Here is a 21771-nt window from a genome sequence, read left to right as displayed (position 1 = left end):
GGAAAACCCTGTTCAACCCAGCGATTGCAACAACTGTGCCGCCACCGCCACGGCGATCACCTCGGGCTCCTTGCCGGTGATGCCGGGCACGCCGATCGGGCAGGTGATGCGGGCCAGCTCGGCGGCCGTGAATCCGCGTGCCTCCAGCCGGTGGCTGAAGGTGGCCCACTTGGTCTTGCTGCCGATCAGGCCGATGTACGGCAGGTCGTCGCGTTCGCGCAGGCGCTTCAGGCACGCAATGACGATGTCGAGGTCTTCGGCGTGGCTGAAGCTCATGATGAGCACGCGGCTGCCCGGCGCCAGCGCGGCCACGGCGTCCTGCACGGGCTCGGAATGCTCGGTGTCGATCTGCGCGGGCAACTGCTCGGGGAACACGCCGTCGCGGCTGTCGATCCAGCGCACCGAAAACGGCAGCGCGCCCAGCAGGCGCGCCAGCGCCGCCCCCACATGGCCGCCACCGAACAGCGCCACGGGCTCGAGCCGCGCGACCAGTTCGCGCTGCAGCGCCGGCGCATCGGCCGCCCCGATGCGCTGGTAAGACAGGAACATCACGCCGCCGCAGCACTGCCCCAGGCTCGGGCCCAGCGGGTAGCGCTGGATGCCGTCGAACGGCGCGCGGGTGCCGGCCAGCAGCTCGCGCGCTTCCCGGGTGGCCTGGAACTCGAGCTGCCCGCCGCCGATGGTGGCCGTGAGGCCGTCGGCCCACACCGCCATCCAGGTGCCGGCCTCGCGCGGCGCGGAGCCCTGCGTTGATTCGACGCGCACCAGCACCCCGTCTTCATGGCGAAGACGCGCGAGCAACTGGTCGACTGCGCCACTCATGAGCGATACCTTCGGTTGCCCGGGCCATGAAGACTCACGGTATAAACCCGGCGATGAATCGCCAGCTTACGCTCCGCCGCCTTGCACTCGCCGCCTCCGTTCTTTCCGCCGTGTGGCTCGCCGGCTGCGGCTCCACCGGCTCCGTGCCGGGCCAGCTGAGCGGCACCAATGTGGCCGTGGGCAGCGGCCCGGCGCCACGCGCATCGAGTGCATCCACCGCGCGCGAATACCGCCGCGACGCGGCGCGCCACATCTACGACACCAACCGCTCGCGCATCTACAAGGGCCAGCTGCCGCCGGTGCTGTACGCCGTGGGCACGCTCGAGGTGAACCTCGACGCGGGCGGCAAGGTGCGCGGCATGCGCTGGCTGCGCGCGCCGCAGCATGCGCCCGAAGTCATCGCCGAGATCGAGCGCGCGGTGCTGCAGGCCTCGCCCTTTCCGCCGGCCACGCGGCTCGGCGCGGTGACGTGGACCGACACCTGGCTGTGGGACGAGAGCGGGCGCTTCCAGCTCGACACCCTGACCGAAGGGCAGCAGCAAGGCGACTGACCTCAGGAGCCGCGGTAGGTGGAGTAGCTCCACGGGCTCACGAGCAGGGGCACGTGGTAGTGCTGGTCGGTGTGCGCCACGCCGAAGTCCAGCGACACCTTGTTCAGGAAGTTGGGCTGCGGCAGCGTCACGTTGCGCGCCTTGAAGTAGCCCGCCACGTCGAACACCAGCCGGTAGGTGCCGGCCTTCAGTGAATTGTTGTCGTACAGCGGGCCGTCGCTGCGGCCGTCCGCATTCAGCGTGAAGCGCTTCACCAGCGTGGCGGCGTCGCCGTCGGTGGTGTACAGCGCCACCTCCATGCCCGCGGCGGGGCCGCCGTGCATCGTGTCCAGTACGTGGGTGCTCAGGCCCATGGGGCGCTCCTTGAAAGTCCGGAAGCCGGATCGGTGGGTGGTCGAAGGGGTCGGAAAATCACGGGATATTCCGGTGGACAAAAGTGTATACAGTTCACGCCTTTGGGTCTATCATGAAAAACATGGAGTCCTCCACCACCCGTTCGATCGTCGACGCGCTGACCAAGGCCATCGTCGAGCACCGGCTTCAGCCCGGCACCAAGCTGGCCGAGCAGAAGCTGGCCGACCACTTCGGCGTGTCGCGCACGCTGGTGCGGCAGGCCCTGTTCCAGCTCTCGCAGAACAAGCTCATTCGCCTGGAGCCCGCGCGCGGCGCCTTCGTGGCCGCGCCCGCGGTCGACGAGGCCAAGCAGGTATTCAAGGTGCGCCGCATGCTCGAGGCCGAGATGACGCGCGAGTTCGTGCGCACCGTCACCCCGGCCAAGATCAAGGCGCTGAAGGAGCACGTGGCGCTCGAGAAATCCGCGGTGTCGGGCGAAGATGTCTCGGGGCGCACCGAGCTGCTGGGCGACTTCCACGTGCGCATGGCCGAGCTCATGGGCAACACGGTGCTGGCGCAAATATTGGGCGAGCTCATTTCGCGCTGCGCCCTCATCACGCTCATGTACCAGAGCACCAGCGCGGCCGAGCACTCCAACGACGAGCACGCCGACATCGTGAAGGCGCTGGCCGCCCGCGACGAAGAGCGCGCGGTGCGCCTCATGACCGAACACCTGGAACACGTCGAGGCCAACCTCACCTTCGACCGCAAGGTTCCCACCAACGACATCTCGCTCGCACTGGCCTGAACGGCCCCCTCAATGCACCGACCGCAATGACCGTCTACGACACCACCCTGCCCTACCCCCGCGACCTCGTCGGCTACGGCCGCAACCCGCCCCACGCGCAATGGCCCGGCGGCGCGCGCATCGCGGTGCAGTTCGTGCTGAACTACGAGGAGGGCGGCGAGAACGCCACGCTGCACGGCGACGCGGGCTCCGAGCAGTTTCTCTCCGAGATGTTCAACCCGGCGAGCTTTCCCGACCGGCACATCAGCATGGAAGGCATCTACGAGTACGGCTCGCGTGCCGGCGTGTGGCGCATCCTGCGCGAGTTCGAAAAGCGCGGCCTGCCGCTCACCGTGTTCGGCGTGGGCATGGCGCTGCAGCGCTACCCCGAGCTCACCGCCGCCTTCAAGGAACTGGGCCACGAAATCGCCTGCCACGGCTGGCGCTGGATTCACTACCAGAACATCGACGAAGCCACCGAGCGCGAGCACATGCGCCTGGGCATGGAAGCCATCGAGAAGCTCACCGGCGAGCGCGCGCTCGGCTGGTACACCGGGCGCGACAGCCCGCGCACGCGCCGCCTGGTGGCCGACTACGGCGGCTTCGAGTACGACAGCGACTACTACGGCGACGACCTCCCCTTCTGGATGAAGGTGCAGAAGACCGACGGCACGGTGGCGCCGCAGCTCATCGTGCCCTACACGCTCGACGTCAACGACATGCGCTTCGCGCTGCCGCAGGGCTACTCGCACGCCGATCCATTCTTCCAGTACATGAAGGACACCTTCGACGCGCTGTACGCCGAAGGCGACGCCAATGGCGACAACAGCCCCAAGATGATGAGCATCGGCATGCACTGCCGCCTGCTCGGGCGGCCCGGGCGCATCACGGCGTTGCAGCGTTTTCTCGATCACATCGCGCAGCACGACCGCGTGTGGGTCTGCCGCCGCGTCGACATCGCGCGCCACTGGAAGCAGGCGCATCCCTTCGAAGCTGGAGCCGCCGCATGACACTCACCATCGCCCAACTCAACGCCGCAGTGCCCGCCGCCGCGGTCGCGCTGCTCGACGGCATCTACGAGCATTCGCCGTGGATCGCCCAGCGCGCGCTGGCCGCGCGGCCCTTCCGCTCGCTCGTGCACCTGAAGCACGCCATGGTGCAGGCGCTGGCGGCATCGTCCACCGACGAGCAGATCGGCCTCATCCGCGCCCACCCCGAGCTCGCCGGCAAGGCCATGGTCAGCAAGACGCTCACGGCCGAGTCGACCAACGAGCAGAGCAAGGCCGGCCTGACCGACTGCACGCCCGAGGAGTTCGCGCGCATCCAGCAGCTCAACGCCGACTACAACGCCAAGTTCGGCTTTCCGTTCATCCTGGCGGTGCGCGGCCCGCGCGGCACCGGCCTGGCCAAGCGCGAGATCATCGACACCTTCGCGCGCCGGCTGCACCACCATCCGGCCTTCGAGCTGGGCGAGGCGCTGCGCAACATCCACCGCATCGCGGAGATCCGGCTGGACGACAAGTTCGGCGCCGACCTCACGCTGGGCAACGACGTGTGGGACTGGCAGGAACAGCTCTCCGCGCACACCGACCCGGGCTACGCCGAGAAAGGCCAGCTCACCGTCACCTACCTGACCGACGCGCACCGCGCCTGCGCCGCGCAGATCAGCGCGCTGATGCGCGACGTGGGCTTCGACTCGGTGCACATCGACGCCGTGGGCAACGTGGTCGGCCGCTACGAGGCCACGCAGCCCGGCGCCCGCACGCTGCTCACCGGCTCGCACTACGACACCGTGCGCAACGGCGGCAAGTACGACGGCCGGCTGGGCATCTTCGTGCCGATGGCCTGCGTGCGCGAGCTCGCGCGCCAGGGCCGGCGGCTGCCCTTCGCCTTCGAGGTGGTGGGCTTCGCCGAAGAAGAAGGCCAGCGCTACAAGGCCACCTTCCTGGGCTCGGGCGCGCTCATCGGCCACTTCGACACGCGCTGGCTCGACCAGAAGGACGCCGACGGCGTCACCATGCGCGAGGCCATGCGCCATGCCGGCCTGGACGAGGCCGAGATCCCGAAGATCCAGCGCGACCCGTCGCGCTACCTCGGCTTTGTCGAGGTGCACATCGAGCAGGGACCGGTGCTCACCGAGCTCGACCTGCCGCTGGGCATCGTCACCTCCATCAACGGCAGCGTGCGCTACGTGGGCGAGGTCATCGGCATGGCCAGCCACGCCGGCACCACGCCCATGGACCGCCGCCGCGACGCCGCCGCCGCGGTGGCCGAGCTCATCCTGTACACCGAGCAGCGCGCCGCGAAAGACGGCGACTCGGTGGGCACCGTGGGCATGCTCGAAGTGCCCAGCGGCTCCATCAACGTGGTGCCCGGGCGCTGCAAGTTCAGCCTCGACCTGCGCGCGCCGAACAACGCGCAGCGCGACGCGCTGGCCATCGACGTTGTCAATGCGCTGAAAGACATCTGCGAGCGCCGCGGCGTGCGCTACGAGCTCGAGGAAACCATGCGCGCCGCCGCCGCGCCCAGCGCGCCCGCGTGGCAACAGCGCTGGGAGAAGGCCGTCGACGCGCTGGGCATTCCCCTCTTCCGCATGCCCAGCGGCGCCGGCCACGACGCCATGAAACTGCACGAGGTGATGCCGCAGGCCATGCTGTTCGTGCGCGGCATCAACTCGGGCATCAGCCACAACCCGCTCGAATCGAGCACCAACGACGACATCCAGCTGGCGGTGCAAGCCTTCCAGCTGCTGCTCGACCACCTCGCGGCCGACCAAGCCCACTGATTCACAGAAGAACAACCATGACCGACTACGCAAAGCTCGACGCCTGGATCGACGCCCACTTCGACGAGGAAGTGAAGTTCCTGCAGCAACTGGTGCAGGTGCCCACCGACACCCCGCCCGGCAACAACGCGCCGCACGCCGAGCGCACCGCCGAGCTGCTGAAGGATTTCGGCCTCGACGCCGAGAAGCACGCCGTGCCCGCGCAGGACGTGAAGGACTACGGGCTCGAATCGATCACCAACCTGATCGTGCGCCGCAAGTACGGGAGCGACGGCATCACCGTGGCGCTGAACGCCCACGGCGACGTGGTGCCCCCCGGCGAAGGCTGGACGCACGACCCCTACGGCGGCGAGATTGCCGACGGGAGCCTCTACGGCCGCGCCGCCGCCGTGAGCAAGAGCGACTTCGCCAGCTTCACCTTCGCGCTGCGCGCGCTCGAGGCGGTGGCCAAGCCCACCAAGGGCGGCGTGGAACTGCACTTCACCTACGACGAGGAGTTCGGCGGCATCCTGGGCCCGGGCTGGCTGCTGAAAAACGGCCTGACCAAGCCCGACCTGATGATCGCGGCCGGCTTCAGCTACGAGGTGGTCACCGCCCACAACGGCTGCCTGCAGATGGAAGTGACGGTGCACGGCAAGATGGCGCACGCCGCCATCCCGACCTCGGGCATCGATGCGCTGCAGGGCGCGGTGAAGATCCTGAACGCGCTGTACGCGCAGAACACGCGCTACCAGCAGGTCACGTCCAAGGTCGAGGGCATCACGCACCCGTACCTGAACGTGGGCCGCATCGAAGGCGGCACCAACACCAACGTGGTGCCCGGCAAGGTGGTGTTCAAGCTGGACCGCCGCATGATCCCCGAGGAGAACCCGGTCGAGGTCGAGGCCGACATCCGCCGCGTGATCGCCGATGCCGCCGCCGAGAGCACGGGCATCACCGTGGACATCAAGCGCCTGCTGCTGGCCAACTCGATGAAGCCGCTGCCCGGCAACAAGCCGCTGGTCGATGCCATACAGAAGCATGGCGGCGAGCTGTTCGGCGAGCCGATCAAGGCCATGGGCACGCCGCTGTACACCGACGTGCGCCTGTACGGCGAAGCGGGCATTCCGGGCGTGATCTACGGTGCCGGCCCGCGCACCGTGCTCGAGTCGCACGCCAAGCGCAGCGACGAGCGCGTGGTGCTGGAAGACCTGCGCCGCGCCACCAAGGTGATTGCGCGCACGCTGAGCGACCTGCTGGCCTGATCTTTACTGCCTGGCCCGGTGCGGGCCGGGCAAGCCGCGCGGCAGGCGCCGCGACAAGCTCAAATCTCAGGCCTAGGCTTGGTAGGCCTAGGCCGCGCTCACCGGCGCCGCGGCCGTCACCGCCAGCGGCAGTCGGGCCGCATCCCATGCGATCACATCCGGCAGCGGCGCCGGGCGCGCCAGGTGGTAGCCCTGCACCAGCTTGCAGCCCAGCGCACGCAGCGCGTCGAGCTCGTCCTGCGTTTCCACGCCCTCGGCCACGACCTGGATGTTCAGCGACCGGCCGAGCTGCACGATGGCATCGACCAGCACCACGTTGCCCGGCGACGACGACAGCCCCAGGATGAAGCTGCGGTCGATCTTGACCTGGCGCACGTACTCGCTGCGCAGCGACGCCAGCGACGAATAGCCCACGCCGAAGTCGTCCACCACGATGGCCACGCCCGCGGCCGACAGCGCGCTCAGCCGGCTGCGCGTGGCGTGGGTGTCCAGCGCCACCTCTTCGGTGATCTCGATCTGCAGCCGGCGCGGCGCGATGCCGCGCGACTTCAGCAGCCCCAGCACGATGTCGTCGACCGCCAGCTGCGCCATTTCGCGCGGCGACACGTTGATGGCAATGGGCACGCCCGCCAGGCTGGAGCCCGCGGCTTCCAGCTGGCGCATGCCGCGGCACACCTCGTCCACCAGGTGGCGCAGCAGCGGTTCGGCCAGGCCGGTGTTGGCGGCCGCGAAGATCACTTCCTCGGGCGAGATGTGGCCGTGGCGCGGGTGGTTCCAGCGCATCAGCGCTTCCAGGCTGTGCACCTCGCGGGCGTCGCTGGCCATGATCGGCTGGTACCACACGCCGATGGCGCGCGCCTCGATGGCATGCAGCAGGTCGCGCTCCACGTCACGGCGCGTGGCCAAGCGCTGGTTGAGCGCGCTGTCGAACACTTGGAACCGGTTGCGCCCGGTGCGCTTGGCCTCGTACAGCGCCTCGTCGGCAAAGCTGATCATGTCGGCGATGTCCGCGTCGTCCGTCACGACGATGCCGATGCTCACGCCCAGGTGGCCGCCGTAGTGTGCCGTGGCGAAGGAGATGGAGCGGATCAGCGCCTGCGCAATGGCCGTGGGCGTCTGGCGCTCGGGCTTGAGCGTGTAGAGCACGGCGAATTCGTCGCCGCCCCAGCGCCCGAGGATGGCCTGCATGTCGACGATTTCCCGGCGCAGCCAGCCGGCCACGTCCTGCAGCACCCGGTCGCCGACCTTGTGGCCGAAGGCGTCGTTCACCGCCTTGAAGCCGTCCAGATCGAGCAGCAGCAGCCCGTGCTGGCGGCCGTCGGGCGCGGCGATGTGCAGCGTGGCGGCCTCGGTGAAGCCTTCGCGGTTGAGCAAGCCGGTGAGCGAGTCGTGCGAGGCGCGAAACGCCAGCTGCTGCGTGGCGTCGAGCGACAGGGCGTGCACTTGCCTGAGCTGCCCGGCCAGCGCGGTGGCCTCGTTCTTCAGGCGGCTGCCGTCGCGAAAGGCCTTGTCGCTCTGCAGGGCGCCGCGCGCCAGCGCCGCGAGGTACAGCAGCACCATGGCCGCCAGGGCCAGGTTGTCGAAGCCGCCGGCATACACCAGGCAGCCGACCACCGAGAGCAGCGCGGGGGTGATGAAATTGATGGGCACCGGCGCGTAGGCGATGCCGTAGGTGACCGAGCCCGCGCAGATGCCGCACACCACCGTGAGGTAGAACACGGCCTGCGGCGACGAGTAGCCGTGGCACAGCAGCGGAATCAGCGCCCATACGCAGCCCGACAGCGCGGCCATTGCCGACGCCAGCCGCAGGTGCGACGCCACCGGGCGGGCCGTGGGCGAGACCGCCACGCCGGCCTCGGGCGTCGTGCCGGGTGACGGAGCGAAGGCCCAGCGGCTCACGTAGCTGCGCAGCCCGTTCACCACCAGAGACAGCAGCAGCCAGCTCAGGCCCTCGAACGCGCGGCCCGAGTTCAGCGCCACCAGCGTCGCGGTAAAGCTCAGCACCACGTTGATCGGAATGGCCGCCAGCACGCTGCGGCGTATGGCGACAAGCTGGTCGGTGCGCACCATGCGGGACAGCACCTCGCCATCGACGGAAGCGGTAAGCGAAGGGGGGGGCGCGCTGGAATTCATGGAAGGGCCACAGTTTATAGAGGGCGCATGGGCTCACGGCCCGTTTCGGGGCTTTGCCGACCAAATTTAAAGCCGCCGGTGCACGCACTTTCGTTTGGCTTTCATCCCAGCGTCACGAGGCAAATCGACACTCTGCGGCCCTGGCGGGCGCACGCTTTTCACGCGCCTGTCACCGTTTTTTTCCTTGTCATGCCGCACCCCTTCGCTCCCCATTCCCTTCCCGCCGCGCTCCCGTTTCGCCGTTCCCTGTTCTCCACGCTGGCCGTTGCCACGCTGATGCTCGCGGGCTGCGGCGGCGGCTCCAACGGCGCCGGCTTCGTGCCGCTGCCCACCACAAGCCCCGCGCCGCCGGTCGCGGTGGCGCCGGCCGATCCCGCGCCCGTCGACCCCACCCCCACCGCCCCACCCGGCCGCTGGACCGTGGGCGACCTGCACGTGCACACGATCCAGTCGGACGACACCCAGCAGATCTCCACGCTCGACCAGGTGCTGGCCAAGGCCTTCGACCGCTTCGGGCTGGACTGGGTGGCGCTGTCGGACCACCTGCGCCTGTCGTCCTATGACAACGACGGCAACAAGCTGTCCAAGCAGATTCCCTTTTCGCAAGGCCTGGCCCAGTACCAGGTGCCGCGCATCAAGGCGCTGCAGGCCGGCGGCAAGTACACGGACAAGACCATCTTCGCGTCCTTCGAGTGGGACATGCCCGCGCACGACCACGGCAACGTGGGCATCCTGGGCGACAAGCCCATGTCCGATGCCGCGCTGAAGGCCGCCAGCCAGTTCGAATACCTGTTCACCAACCGCGACGCCGCGCTGTTCCCTGCCGACGACGTCGCCGCCTGGGGCCCCAAGGCGGGCACCGGCTACAACACCCACGCCGAGACGCTGGCGGCCATTGCCTGGCTGAAGAAGAACTACCCCGACAGCAGCTACCTGCAGATCAACCACCCCTCGCGCAACGCCGGCTCATACACCGCCGCCCAGTTGCGCGAGATGAACGACCTGGCGCCGAACATCGTGTTCTCGCTCGAAGGCATGGTCGGCAACCAGATGGAGCCCGACCGCGGCGGCTACAACAAGGGCGTGCCTTCGGACCCGGCCACCCTGCCGCTGCGCACCTACGGCGGCGTCGACTACCTCGTCGCCAAGCTCGGCGGCACCTGGGATGCGTTGCTGTCCGAAGGCCGGCGCATCTGGAACGTGGCCGACTCCGACTACCACTTCACCACCTCGCAAGGCCAGTACAGCAGCGGCTACGCCCCCGGCGAATACGCCAAGAACCACCTGTGGGGCGACGTGAAGGACCCGAAGTCGCTGCTCGCGGCCATGCGCTCGGGCAAGCTCTTCGCGGTGAACGGGGGGCTGATCGACACGCTCGACTTCAAGGTGCAGGCCGCCAAGGGCTCGGGCGAAATGGGCTCCGACGTGGCCGCCACCGCGGGCGAAGACCTGAAGATCACCATCCGCTTCAAGAGCCCCGAGCGCAACAACTTCGAATACCAGCTCGGCAGCGGCATCTACGCCAACGTGAAGCCGGTGGTCGACCACATCGACCTGATTGCCGGCGACGTGACCGGCCCCGAGCTGCCGGGCACCCCGGGCTATTCGCGCGACACCAACCCCTCGACCCGGGTGCTCAAGCGCTTCACCCGCGCCGACTGGAAGGTGGACGGCGAGGGCTACTTCGCCGTCAGCTACACCGTGAAGGCCGGCAACAACCAGTATTTCCGCCTGCGGGGCACCAACCTGGGCACCGACGTGCCCAACGAGACCGCCTCCGGCGAGCCGCTGCCCGACGCGCAGACCACCGGCGCCGACCACGTGGCGCGCTTCAACGCCATCAACGCGCGCAACTATGCCGACCTGTGGTTCTATTCGAACCCGGTGTTCGTGAAGGTGGCGGCGAAGTAGCGCCGCAGGTGGGCCCTGGCCTGGCCGGGCCCGGGCGGCCCGCCCTGGAGAACGGCTTTCGCACCCCGCCGGCGGCGTCGCCGCGGCGGGGGCGCGCCCGCGTCGGATAGAGTCCGGGGCTCCAATTGCCCGGCAATGCGCAGCGCGAGCCAGACGCTGCGCGCCACGGGCGCGCCAGAAAAGCCATGAGAACAAGTTCGTCCGGGGGTTTGCGCAAGTGAAGCGCGATATTCGTCTCGCCAGGTCTTTGCTGGTGGCCGTGGTGATCTCCGTGTCGGCGGCCACCGTGTGGCAGGTCTGGGCCATGCACAAGCGCACGCTGGCCGAAATCGACACCAACAACCTCAACCTCGCCCAGGCCCTGAACACCTACGCCGAAGGCGTCTTCGCCCAGAGCGCCATCGTGCTGCTGGGCGTGGTCGAGCGGCTGGAAACCGAAGGCCGGGGCCCCGAGAACCTGCGGCGCATGCAGCTGCTGGCCGCGCGCCAGGAGCAGCTGCTGAACCAGCTGAACAGCCTGTCGATCCTCGACGCGCAGGGCGATCCGCTGATGCAGTCCAAGGCCGGGCTGCTCACGGGCACCGGCAGCGTGGCGCGGGCCTACTTCGTCTACCACCGGGACAACCCCTCGCGCGACATCTACATCGGCCCGCCGATCCGCAGCCGCGGCACCGGCGAATGGGTGGTCACGGTCAGCCGGCGGCTGGAAGACGGCGAGCGCAGGTTCGCCGGCGTGGCCGTCGTCACGCTGGGGCTGGAGAACTTCCTGCGGCCGTTCGGCACCATCGACATCGGCAGCAGCGGCGCCATCAGCCTGGCCACCACCGCCGGGCAGCTGCTGGTGCGCTACCCCTACCGCGAGCAGGACGTGGGCCGCGACTTTTCCAGGTCGGCCAACTTCCAGCGTCACTTCATGGACACCGGCGCCTCGGGCACGGCCTCGTTCCGCTCGGAACTGGACGGCACCGAGCGGCTCTACGCCTTCCGCAAGAGCGACCGCTACCCGGTGGTGACCACCGTGGCGCTCGGCAAGGACGAGGCGCTGCGGGGCTGGCGCCGCCAGGCGCTGCTCACGCTGGGCGTCGTGCTGGCCCTGCTGGTGGCCGTGGCCGCCGTGGGCCGCCGGCTCATCGTCAACATCAAGGAACGCGTGGGCGCGCAAGACTCGCTGCTGGCCACCCGCGAAGCGCTGCTGAAGGCCAACCGCCGCCTGGAGGTGCAGGCCACCGAAGACCCGCTCACCGGCCTGGCCAACCGCCGCAGCTTCGACGAGGCCCTGACGCTGGAGTGCCGCCGGGCGGCGCGCGAGCAGACCTCGCTGTCGCTGCTGCTGTTCGACCTGGACCACTTCAAGCGCTACAACGACACCTACGGCCACGTGGCGGGCGACCGCTGCCTGCGGGCGGTGTCAGACGCGCTGAAGCACCGCGCCAAGCGCCCCGGCGACCTGGTGGCGCGCTACGGCGGCGAGGAGCTGGCCATCATCCTGCCCAACACCGAGCTGGAAGGCGCCCGCAACGTCGCCGACCTGCTGATCGGGCGCATCCACGCGCTGAACATTCCGCACCGCGCCAGCCCGCACGCCCGCGTCACCGCCAGCGTGGGCGCCGCGACCCTGCACGGCAACGAGGCGCAAGGCGGCGAGCTGAAGCTCATCGAGGCCGCCGACCGCGCGCTGTACAGGGCCAAGCAGGGCGGGCGCAACCGGTCGATGACCTGACCGGCATCGGACCGGCATCGGACCGGCATCCGACCGGCAATCAGGCTTTGACCCGCAGCCTCAGAGCCTGAGCACGTTGGCGCCAAGGCAGGCGTCGAGCGCGCGCTCCAGCTGGCGGTCGTGCACGACCAGCGTGATCTCCACCGAGCCCGTGGACACCTGCAGTTCGAGCAGGTGCCCGCCGACCGCCTGAAAGTCGCTGCCCGCCGCCACGCCGTGGGCATGGATGGACGGCTTGCCCTCCTTCCACGCGATGCTGCCGACCATGCTGCCCAGCTCGACGTCGCGAAAGGTGCGCGGGTCGAACTGCCTGGTTTCCCGGTTCCAGAAACCGAAGGTCGCGTGCACGAAGCCGAGCCCCGTGAAGCTGGCGCTGGGCAGCGCCTCTTGCACCGCCAGCCGCTCCAGCGCCGCGAAGACGTCGGCGCCTTCGCGCAGCACCATGAGATGGCCGGTGGGCGTGCGGATGTGGTCGGGTGAGTTCATGGGTGGGGCTCCTTCCGGCGAAGTGTGCGGCTTTGCCCCGCGCGGAAAAACACCCCGCGCCGCAGAAGACTTGTGCCGCCGAATCAACAGCCGGCCTCCCGGCTCGCCCGCAATCCATTTCCCCGCGCAGTGCCTCTCCCCGACGCAGCTCGCCCGCCTCCCGCCCGGCAGTCAAAATGACTGCCCCATGACCCCGCCCAGCCTGCTCACCGCCCTGCTCCCCCTCATGGCCGACCTGGCGCAGGACCTTCCCGAGGCCGAGCGCCACCGGCGCCTGCTGGAAACGCTGCGCGTGCTGCTGCCTTGCGACGCCACCGCCATGCTGCGGCTCGAAGGCGCGTGGCTGGTGCCGCTGGCCGTCAACGGCCTGAGCGGCGACACCCTGGGCCGGCGCTTTCGCGTCACCGAGCACCCGCGCTTCGCGCAACTGCTGGCCGCGCCGGGCCCGGTGCGCTTCGCGGCCGACTGCGGCCTGCCCGACCCCTTCGACGGCCTGGTCGATGGTGTGCAGGGCCACCTGCCGGTGCACGACTGCATGGGCTGCGCGCTGCAGGTCGACGGCCGGCTCTGGGGCCTGCTGACGCTGGACGCGCTCGACGTCGGCCGCTTCTCGCGCGTGGAGCTCGACGTGCTGCAGGCCTTCGCAAGCCTGGCCGCCGCCACCGTCGCGCTGGCCACGCGCATGCACGGGTTGGCGGCGCGCGCCGAAGACGAGCGCCAGCGCGCCGACAGCTACGCGCAGGCCGCGGCGCAGCTCGGCCACAGCGGCCACGGCCCGCGCCAGCTCATCGGCCACGGCGCCGCGCACAAGCGGCTCATGAAAGAAATTGCGCTGGCCGGCCCCACCGAGCTGTGCGTGCTCATCCAGGGCGAGACCGGCACCGGCAAGGAGCTGGTGGCGCAGGCGCTGCACGCCGCCTCGGCGCGCGCCAAGCGGCCGCTGGTGAGCATCAATTGCGCGGCCCTGCCCGACAACCTGGTCGAGAGCGAGCTCTTCGGCCATGTGCGCGGCGCCTTCACCGGCGCCGTGGGCGACCGCCGCGGCAAGTTCGAGCTGGCCGACGGCGGCACGCTGTTCCTCGACGAGGTGGCCGAGCTGCCGCTGCAGGTCCAGGCCAAGCTGCTGCGCGTGCTGCAGGGCGGCCACCTGCAGCGCCTGGGCTCCGACCGCGAGCACCGCGTCGACGTGCGCGTCATTGCCGCCAGCAACCGCAACCTGGCCGACGAGGTGCGCGCAGGCCGGCTGCGCGCCGACTTCTACCACCGCCTCAGCGTGTACCCGCTGCTGGTGCCGCCGCTGCGCGAACGCGGGCGCGACGTGCTGCCCATCGGCGGCTTCTTCCTCGAAGAGGCGCGCTCGCGCATGGGGCTGGGCGCGGTGCGGCTCGACGCCGGCGCCCAAGCCGCGCTGCTGGCCTACGACTGGCCCGGCAACGTGCGCGAGCTGGAGCACCTGCTGGGCCGCAGCGTGGTGAAGGCGCTGGGGCGGCATGCGCAGCGGCCACGCATCCTGACGCTGGGTGCGGAAGACCTGGGGCTGGGCGTGGACGACGCGGCGGGAGCCACGGTTTCGGCTGCCAGCCCGCAGACAGACGCGATGCCCTCACCGGCCGCGGGGCTCGGGCTGCGCGACGCCGTCGCGGACCTGGAGCGGCGCATGGTGCTGCAGGCGCTCGAACAACACGGCCACCAATGGGCCGCGGCGGCGCGCGCACTGGGCATCGACCCGGCCAACCTCGCACGCATGGCGAAGCGGCTGGGCATCGCGCGGGGTTGAGGCACGGCGCCTGCCGCTGATCGCACCGATCGCACCGATCGCGCCGACCGCGCCTGTGGCCCTAGCGGTGCTTGCGCCGGTAGTCGCGCGGCGTGTCGCCCATCACGTCGGCGAAGCAGCGCCGACCGTGCCGATACCGCGTCCGCAACTGCCAACGGCTCAGCGCCGGGACGCGCGCAGCCGGCCCACCCAGAGGTACAGCCCGCTGCCCAGCACGGCGATGGCCGCGATGTCCAGCAGCGCCCACACGATCTTCAGCGGCAGGCCGCCATAGTCGCCGAAGTGCAGCGGCCGCGCCAGCTGCAGCGCGCGCAGGTAACCCGGCATCTGCGCGACGGCCGTGAGCTGGCCGGTTTGCGCGTCGACCAATGCCGCGGTGAACAACCGGTGCGTCAGCGGCGTGTTGCCGTTGGTCCAGACCAGGTAGTGGTGCGGGTTGGAGAACGAGCGGCTCGGGAAGATCAGGCTGGTGACGTTGCGCCGCGGCAGCGCGGCGCGCACGGTGTCGAACGCGGCCTGCGCCGGGCTGCGGGGCGGCGTTACCGCCTGGCCCTGGTAGCCGCTCAGCAACGCGCTCATGTCGGTGCGCCGCCAGTGGGCCGACAGCGGCTTCGACAGCTCGTTCATCACGCCCGTGAAGCCCACCACCAGCGTCCACACCAGCACGCAGACGCCCAGCAGGTTGTGCCGGTCGAGCCAGCTCATTCGCCGCGTTCGGGTGCGCACCGCGCCGAACGCCAGCTTGCGCATGTAGGGCGCATAGAGCACCGTGCCGGACACCAGCGCCAGCACGAAGACGAGGCCGACGACGGCGAGCGTCATCTCGCCCGCGAAGCCGGCGAACACGTCCGTGTGCAGGCGCAGTAGCCACGCCATCCACGTTGCCATCGACCTTGCCGATACCGATGCGGCGCCGCCCGGTGGTGTGTCCGCCACCACCTCGGCGGTGCGCAGGTCGAACTCGACGCGGTGGTCCTTGCTGCGATCGGGGCTGTCGGCCGGCGCCATCACCACCTTGGCGCGCGGCTCGTCGTCGTCGATGAAGACGAAGCGCACCATTTCGCCGGGGTAGCGCTCGCGCGCGATGCGCACCAGCGTGTCGAGGCTGGCCCACTGCCCGGGCCCGGCGTCAGCCACGCCGGCCACACCCGGCAAACCAGGCAGAGGCGTGGTTGCCGCGTCCTCCATCTCCTGCGAGAAGATCAGCGGCAGCCCCGTGAGGCACAGCACCAGCAGGAACACGGTGCAGGCCAGGCTGCTCCAGGTGTGCAGCCACTGCCAGCGCCTGAGCGTGCGCGGCCGCACTTCAGAAGTCGAAGGTTGCCGACAACAGGAAGGTGCGCGGTGCGCCGCGCGCCAGGCCGAACGAGCTCGACGCCGCGGCCCAGTAGTTCTTGTCCGCCACGTTCTCCACGCTGGCGCGCACGGTGGTCGGCAGCCCGGCGACGCGGGTGCGGTAGCGCGCGCCGATGTCCAGTCGCGTCCACGCCGGAATGCCCTGCGTGTTGGCCGCGTTGTAGTACTGCGACGAGGTGTAGATCAACCGCCCCGTGAGTGTCAGGCCCGGCACGCCGGGCAGGTCCCACTCGCTGCCGACGTTGAGCTGCGTGGTCGGCACGCCGATGGCCTTGTTGCCGTCGTACTGCCCCTTGAGAGTGTGCGTTTGCACGCCTTGCATGAAGGTGACGCCGCCGAGCACGCGCACGCCGCGCGTCACTTCGCCGAACGCGTTCAGCTCGATGCCGCGGTTGCGCTGCTCGCCGTCGAGGCCGTAGATGTTCGTCGCGCTGTCGGTGAAGCCGTTGGGCTGCTCGATCTGGAACACGCTGGCCGTCATGGCGAGCCGGCCGAAGTCGTACTTGAGGCCGGCCTCGTACTGCTTGGCCTGCACCGGCGCAAACATCGCGCCCACGTTGCGCGACCCCGCCGGGGCAGTCGGCCCCTGGCTCAGGCCCTCGATGTAGTTGCCGTACACGCTGAGCTCCTTCGACACGCGCACCACCAGCGCCACCGCCGGCGTGAGCTTGTCGTCGTCGTAGGCGCTGGTGAGCGCGCCCGTGGTGGCGTTGAAGTTGCGCGCGCGCACGCGCTGCTGGCGCACACCGAGCGTGAGCTGCACCTGGTCGTCCAGCATGTGCAGGGTGTCCGACAGCGCGAAGCTGCCCAGGTCGGAGTCGGCCGTTTTCGGCGCGCTGCTCTTGTAGGCGGCCAGGCTGGGCTGCGCGATCGCGGGCGGCGCGTACATGTTGCCGGTGTAGGTCGAGATCACCGGCGCGAGCACGCCCGACTCGGTGTGCAGCCCCGTCATGTTGAAGTTGACTTCGTGCCGCACCGCGCCCGTGTCGAAGCGCCCGCGCAGGCCCGCCATGCCGGTGCGGGTGTCGGAGTAGGTCGGCTGGTAGTACTGGTTGGCGCGAAAGTCGCCGGCCGCGTTGCGCAGGTAGATGAAGTTGTACAGCCCCAGGAACTCGTTCTTGCGCCCGCCCACGGCGGCGTAGGCCGTCAGGTTCGGCGTGATGTCGAACTCGCCCTGCACCATGGCGAACTGGTCCCTGGACTTTGCAAAGTACCAGGGCTGGCCGAGGCTCAGCGTGTTGTCCGGCGCCTTCGGAATCTGGAAGTTGGCGTTGTCGGTGTAGGCGATGCGCGTGGGCGCGTCGGTGCGCATGTCGTGGTAGCCCAGGTCGGCCGACAGCCGCACGCGGTCGCCGCGGTAGTCCAGCCCGAGCGTGGCGGAGCCGGCGCGCTGCGACTGGTCGTCCACGCCGGTGTCGCCGCTGCGGTAGGCGCCGTTGAAGCGCACGCCCCACTGCTGCTCGTCGCCAAAGCGCCGGCCCACGTCCACGTGCGAGCCGAACTGGCCGCCGGAGTAGTAGCTGGTGGTGAGCTGCGTGAGCGGCTCGTCGCCGGCGCGCTTGGTCACGAGGTTGATGTTGCCGCCCACGCCGCCGGTCGGTGCCATGCCGTTGAGCAGCGCGCTCGGGCCCTTGAGGATCTCGACGCGCTCGATCGACTCGAGCCCGCCCGTCATCTGCGGCGCCACGATGCCGTACAGGCCGTTGACGGCCAAGTCCGAGGTCTGCGTGGGAAAGCCGCGGATGGTGAACTGGTTGATGTAGCTGCCGTCGGGCCAGATCGTGCGCACCGACGGGTCGTTCTTGACCACGTCGCCGATGGTGCGGGCCTGCTGGTCCTGGATGCCTTCGGCGGTGAAGCTCGTCTGGTTGAAAGGCGTCTCCAGAAAGTCCTTGTTCCCCAGCAGCCCGACCGCGCCGCCGCGCGCGACCTGCCCGCCCGCGTAGGCCGCGGGCAGCCGGCCTGCCGGCGCCGCGTTGGCCGTGACGGTGACCGCGGCCAGGGTGTTCGCCGCGCCCGCGTCGGGCGACGCCACGGGCGGGGGCGGCGCCTTGCGCAGCGTGTATTCGCCGCTGTTACCGCTGCTGCCGCCGCCACCGCGCACGGCCGACAGCCCCGTGCCCACGAGCAGCAGCCGCAGCGCGTCGTCCGCCGTGTAGCTGCCGCTCACGCCGGGGCTGCCGAGGCCGGATGTGAACTCGGCGTTGACGGTGATCTGCAGGCCCGACTGGCGGCCGAAGCGAATGAGGTTCTGGTCGAGCGTGCCCGCGGGAATGTCGAAGCTCAGCAGCGCGGCGCCCGCCCGCGGCACCTGCTGCGCCGCGGCCGGAAGCGGCGCCGTGGCCATGGCCGCCGCCATGGTGGCGAGCGCAAGGCACAGCAGGGCCCCGCGCGACGGCGGGACGGCATGAACCGAAAAAGAAAACGCAGATGCGGATGCGCGAACGGGCGCCATGGGCGGGTTCCTTGTAGAGGCTGAGGCGGAAAGGGCACGCGGCGGGCATCGCCCGGTGGGCGACACGCGCAGCGCTTCTGACAAGGAGGCCCCGCGAGATCGAAAAAACTGCCGTTTCCTGCGAAAAAAAGTTGTGCGGGGTGCCGGTGGCCCCGGTACGCGACGCTCAGCGCGCCGCCGCCGGCCCCACCGACACCCAGTAGCGCGTGAAGCTCGACACCCGCACCGGCAGCGTTTTTTCGAGCGACGCCAGCACCCGGTCGGTCGCCTCGGCATCGGCCAGCGGCCACACGCCGGTAACGCGCAGGTCCGCCACCGCGGGGTCGCAGCGCAGGCGCCCGGGCCGGTAGCGCTCCAGTTCGCGCAGCAGATCGGCCAGGCGCATGCGCGAGACGCTGAGCTTGCCGTCGGTCCAAGACTGCGCGGCTTCGTCCAACGGCTCGCGCGGGTCGACGCCGGCGCGCGAGAAGCGCGCCTGCTCGCCCGCCGGCACCAGCACGGGCCTTCCTGGCACAGCGGACGCCACGCGAATCTCGACGGCCCCCTGCTCCACCGCGAGCCGCGTGAAGCCTTGAGGATCGTCGGGCACCTCATGGGGTACCTCGTCGCGCCGCACCGTGAAGCGCGTGCCCACGGGCGTGAGGGTGCCGTCGCGCGTGCTCACCATGAACGGGCGACCCGCCGGGTCGTGCGCGGTCACCACGCGGATCTCGCCGGCATGCAGGGCGATCAGCCGGCGTTGCGCGTCGAAGCGAATGTCGAGCGCGGTGGCGGTGTTCAGCAAGAGCCGGGTGCCGTCGGGCAGCACCAGGTCGCGGCGCTCCCCGGTCGCGGTGCGCGCGTCGGCCATCGTGCGCGCGAGCTGGCTGCGCCAGGGCAGCTCGTCCAGCGCCAAATACAGCGCGCTGCCGCCCACACCGGCCCACGCCAGGGTCTTGAGCAGCCGCCGACGCGGCACGCCCGCGGCCTGCACGCCCGCAGCCTGCACGAGCGCGGCGCGTGCGATGGGCGCGGGCACGCGCTCGGTGCTGCCGCGCAGCCGACCGTCCATGGCCTGCAGCCGCTGCCAGGCGCGAGCGTGGTCCGGGTGGGCCGTGTACCAACGGGAGAACGCGGCGTCGGCCTCGGGCACCGGCGGTTCCGAGGCGCGGCGCACGTACCAGGCCACCGCCTGTTCGACGATGTGCTTGTCGACCGGGGCGCCGTCGTCCGGCACGCGGTCGTGCACCGTACCCTCCTGCACTGTGCCGTTCTGCGCCATGTCGGCAATTGCGCTCATGGCGCCGGCGTGTACAGCGCCTGGTAGCAATGCGTCAGCGCGCGCGCCATGGCTTTCTGCACCACATTGACCGTCAGGCCCAGGCGCTCGGCGATCTGCGGATAGGTCAGGCCGTCGAGCTGCGCGAGCAGGAAGGCCTCGCACACCGCGGGCGGCAGCCCGTTGAGCAGGCGCGCGATGTCCTCCAGCGTTTCGAGAATGAGCAGCCGCTCTTCCGGCGACGGGGCGAACGCCATGGGCTGCGCGCTCAGCGCATCGAGGTAGGCCTGCTCCAGTGCCTGGCGCCGCCAGTGGTTGGCGACCAGCCCGTTGGCGATGGTCGCCAGGTAGGCCCGGGGTTCGCGCACATCGGTGGGCTCGCGCTTGGCAAGCACCCGCACGAAGGTGTCCTGCGCCAGGTCGGCGGCGTCGAAGGCATTGCCCAGCTTGCGCCGCAGCCACGACTGCAGCCAGCCGTGGTGGTTGCCGTACAGAACGTCGATGCCGGTGGTTGACGCGGAGTTGGGAGCACTCACGATGCGGGCACTGCCCACGCCAGCGAGCAGATTCGGAAATAAGAATTGCTCGCATTATGGACGGATCGCCCCGCGCGGTGCACGCGGCTTTACTGCCGAGCCCCGAACGAAGCGGGATACGCCGCATGTACGGGTAGCCATCGAAGTACGCCATCGTGGCCAACGAAATGGCGGCGGCTTCTGAAAAACGAGAAAGCCGTGTCGAGGTCGCCTGCCAGCAACTGGTTGATTGCAGTCGGGCACAACGCCTCGTTGCCAACTCGCACCGATGCAGGTGGCCGCATGAGGCACAGCCCAAGCGGCACTTACTCCAAAGCCGACGCCGGCCCGAAGAACTCGAAGCGCGACTGCGCATCCGGCACGCCCCACGCGCGCAGCCCGCGGCGCACCTGCTGCATGAAGGGCTTGGGCCCGAGAAAGTACGCATCGACGTCGCGCGTGTGCGCGGGCAGCCACTCGGTCAGCCGCGCCAGGTCGAGCCGGCCGACCGCGTGCGGCGCGGGCGCGCCTTCGGCCTTCACATCGCCACTCGCATCGCCAGTCACTTCGTCATAGCAATAAAAGCGCTGCAGCCGCGGATGGCGCGCCGCCGCCGCCTCGACCTGTTCGCGAAACGCATGCACCTCGCCGTTACGCGCGCAGTGGATGAACACCACCTCGCGCTCGGTGGCCAGCGCCTGCTCCAGCATCGCCAGCGTGGGCGTGATGCCCACGCCACCGCTGATGAGCACCACCGGCCGGTCGCCCTGCGCCAGCACGAACTCGCCCGAGGGCGGCAGCAGCTGCAGCGTGTTGCCCACCTGCACGCGGTCGTGCAGGTAGTTCGACGCCACGCCGCCGGGTTCGCGCTTCACGCTGATGCGGTAGGTCTTGCCGTTCGGCGCGGCCGAGAGCGAGTAGTTGCGGCGAATGTCTTTTCCGTCCACCCGCAGCAGCAGGCCGATGTACTGGCCGGGCGAGAAGTCCATGAGCGCACCGCCGTCGGTGGGCGCGAAGTGAAACGAGGCGATCTCCGCGCTCTCCTGCACCTTGCGCACCACCGTGAACTCGCGCGCGCCGCGCCAGCCGCCGGGCGCCGTGGCCTGCGCGTCGTACAGCTGCTTCTCGGCGCCGATGAGGATGTCCGCCAGCTGCCCGTAGGCGGCGGCCCAGGCGTCGATGACTTCGTCGGTCGCCACCTCGGCGCCCAGCACGTCGCGAATGGCGCGCAGCAGGCAGCCGCCGACGATGGGGTAGTGCTCGGGCATCACCTGCAGCGCCACGTGCTTGTTGACGATCTGCGTGGCCAGCGGGCCCATGGCTTCCAGCCGGTCGATGTTCTTCGCGTACATGAGCACGCCGTTGGCCAGCGCGCGCGGCTGGTCGCCCTTGGCCTGGTGGGTCTCGTTGAAGAAGGGGCGAACCTCGGGGTGCTCGGCCAGCAGCATCTTGTAGAAGTGGGTGGTCAACGCCTCGCCGCCCTGCTCGAGCAGGGGCACGGTGGACGAGACGATGGCGCGTTGGGCGGGGGTGATCATGGGACCTTTGCGGTTGTCGATGAAATGGATGGCTTGTCCATTGCAACCGCCGTGCCGCGCCACCACGCCTTTGAAATCAACGACTTGCGCTGCTTCGAGT

Annotated in this window: 17 protein-coding genes; 8 read left to right on the top strand and 9 right to left on the bottom strand. The window is 69.9% G+C overall.

What is annotated here, in order from left to right:
- Window positions 1-12 precede the first annotated feature (12 nt).
- Entirely contained in the window at window positions 13-822 is an 810-nt protein-coding gene (xdhC, locus tag QTI51_RS15525) for a xanthine dehydrogenase accessory protein XdhC (RefSeq protein WP_286514931.1), read from the bottom strand.
- Between the two features lie 53 nt (window positions 823-875).
- Between xdhC and QTI51_RS15520 the strand changes: the two genes are divergently transcribed.
- On the top strand, window positions 876-1373 hold the full coding sequence (locus QTI51_RS15520; protein ID WP_207786832.1) for a hypothetical protein: 498 nt from the start codon (window positions 876-878) through the stop codon (window positions 1371-1373).
- Between the two features lie 2 nt (window positions 1374-1375).
- Here the strand turns inward: QTI51_RS15520 and uraH are convergent, their stop codons facing one another.
- Window positions 1376-1726, bottom strand: coding sequence for a hydroxyisourate hydrolase (uraH, locus tag QTI51_RS15515; RefSeq protein WP_116913395.1), 351 nt, complete (start codon window positions 1724-1726; stop codon window positions 1376-1378).
- Window positions 1727-1839: 113 nt separating this feature from the next.
- Here uraH and QTI51_RS15510 point away from each other — a divergent pair, with 113 nt between their 5' ends.
- From QTI51_RS15510 to QTI51_RS15495, 4 genes are read left to right on the top strand one after another with little or no spacing between them, the layout of a single operon-like run.
- Window positions 1840-2514, top strand: a complete 675-nt coding sequence (locus QTI51_RS15510; RefSeq protein ID WP_116913396.1) for a GntR family transcriptional regulator — start codon at window positions 1840-1842, stop codon at window positions 2512-2514.
- A gap of 26 nt (window positions 2515-2540) precedes the next feature.
- Window positions 2541-3503: an allantoinase PuuE gene (gene puuE / locus QTI51_RS15505; protein ID WP_116913397.1), complete on the top strand. Its 963-nt coding sequence runs from the start codon at window positions 2541-2543 to the stop codon at window positions 3501-3503.
- On the top strand, window positions 3500-5278 hold the full coding sequence (gene uraD, locus QTI51_RS15500; protein ID WP_286514928.1) for a 2-oxo-4-hydroxy-4-carboxy-5-ureidoimidazoline decarboxylase: 1779 nt from the start codon (window positions 3500-3502) through the stop codon (window positions 5276-5278). Before puuE ends, uraD begins: the two co-directional genes overlap by 4 nt.
- Window positions 5279-5295: 17 nt before the next feature.
- The gene (locus QTI51_RS15495; protein ID WP_286514927.1) at window positions 5296-6522 is read left to right on the top strand and encodes a M20 family metallopeptidase; all 1227 of its coding nucleotides are present in this window, start codon (window positions 5296-5298) and stop codon (window positions 6520-6522) included.
- A gap of 87 nt (window positions 6523-6609) precedes the next feature.
- On the opposite strand, the gene QTI51_RS15490 is transcribed toward QTI51_RS15495, so the two are convergent.
- Window positions 6610-8655, bottom strand: a complete 2046-nt coding sequence (locus QTI51_RS15490; RefSeq protein WP_286514926.1) for a putative bifunctional diguanylate cyclase/phosphodiesterase — start codon at window positions 8653-8655, stop codon at window positions 6610-6612.
- A 189-nt stretch (window positions 8656-8844) separates the two neighbouring features.
- Here QTI51_RS15490 and QTI51_RS15485 point away from each other — a divergent pair, with 189 nt between their 5' ends.
- Both QTI51_RS15485 and QTI51_RS15480 read left to right on the top strand, forming a co-directional pair.
- Window positions 8845-10566 (top strand): CehA/McbA family metallohydrolase domain-containing protein, encoded by a 1722-nt coding sequence (locus QTI51_RS15485; protein WP_286514925.1) that lies wholly within the window; start codon window positions 8845-8847, stop codon window positions 10564-10566.
- 217 nt (window positions 10567-10783) lie between these two features.
- A complete protein-coding gene (locus tag QTI51_RS15480; RefSeq protein ID WP_286514924.1) occupies window positions 10784-12286 on the top strand; it encodes a GGDEF domain-containing protein in 1503 nt (500 codons plus the stop codon).
- A 60-nt stretch (window positions 12287-12346) separates the two neighbouring features.
- Here the strand turns inward: QTI51_RS15480 and QTI51_RS15475 are convergent, their stop codons facing one another.
- Entirely contained in the window at window positions 12347-12772 is a 426-nt protein-coding gene (locus QTI51_RS15475; protein ID WP_286514923.1) for a PPC domain-containing DNA-binding protein, read from the bottom strand.
- Window positions 12773-12959: 187 nt separating this feature from the next.
- On the opposite strand from QTI51_RS15475, the gene norR reads away from it, so the two are divergent.
- Window positions 12960-14549, top strand: coding sequence for a nitric oxide reductase transcriptional regulator NorR (norR, locus tag QTI51_RS15470; protein ID WP_286514922.1), 1590 nt, complete (start codon window positions 12960-12962; stop codon window positions 14547-14549).
- Between the two features lie 159 nt (window positions 14550-14708).
- Here the strand turns inward: norR and QTI51_RS15465 are convergent, their stop codons facing one another.
- The 5 genes from QTI51_RS15465 to hmpA all read right to left on the bottom strand — a co-directional run bounded on the left by QTI51_RS15465 (window position 14709) and on the right by hmpA (window position 21671).
- Window positions 14709-15854: a PepSY-associated TM helix domain-containing protein gene (locus tag QTI51_RS15465; protein WP_286514921.1), complete on the bottom strand. Its 1146-nt coding sequence runs from the start codon at window positions 15852-15854 to the stop codon at window positions 14709-14711.
- A 1-nt stretch (window position 15855) separates the two neighbouring features.
- Entirely contained in the window at window positions 15856-18360 is a 2505-nt protein-coding gene (locus tag QTI51_RS15460) for a TonB-dependent receptor (protein WP_286514919.1), read from the bottom strand.
- Between the two features lie 166 nt (window positions 18361-18526).
- The gene (locus tag QTI51_RS15455; RefSeq protein WP_286514918.1) at window positions 18527-19639 is read right to left on the bottom strand and encodes a FecR domain-containing protein; all 1113 of its coding nucleotides are present in this window, start codon (window positions 19637-19639) and stop codon (window positions 18527-18529) included.
- Window positions 19636-20154, bottom strand: coding sequence for a sigma-70 family RNA polymerase sigma factor (locus QTI51_RS15450; RefSeq protein WP_116913462.1), 519 nt, complete (start codon window positions 20152-20154; stop codon window positions 19636-19638). Before QTI51_RS15450 ends, QTI51_RS15455 begins: the two co-directional genes overlap by 4 nt.
- Window positions 20155-20459: 305 nt before the next feature.
- Entirely contained in the window at window positions 20460-21671 is a 1212-nt protein-coding gene (gene hmpA, locus QTI51_RS15445) for an NO-inducible flavohemoprotein (RefSeq protein WP_286514916.1), read from the bottom strand.
- Between the last annotated feature and the right edge of the window lie 100 nt (window positions 21672-21771).

This window comes from Variovorax sp. J22G73, assembly GCF_030317035.1.
Taxonomy (GTDB): domain Bacteria; phylum Pseudomonadota; class Gammaproteobacteria; order Burkholderiales; family Burkholderiaceae_C; genus Variovorax.
The sequence above is the reverse complement of the archived record's forward strand: the minus strand, read 5'-3'. Positions and strand labels throughout refer to the sequence as shown.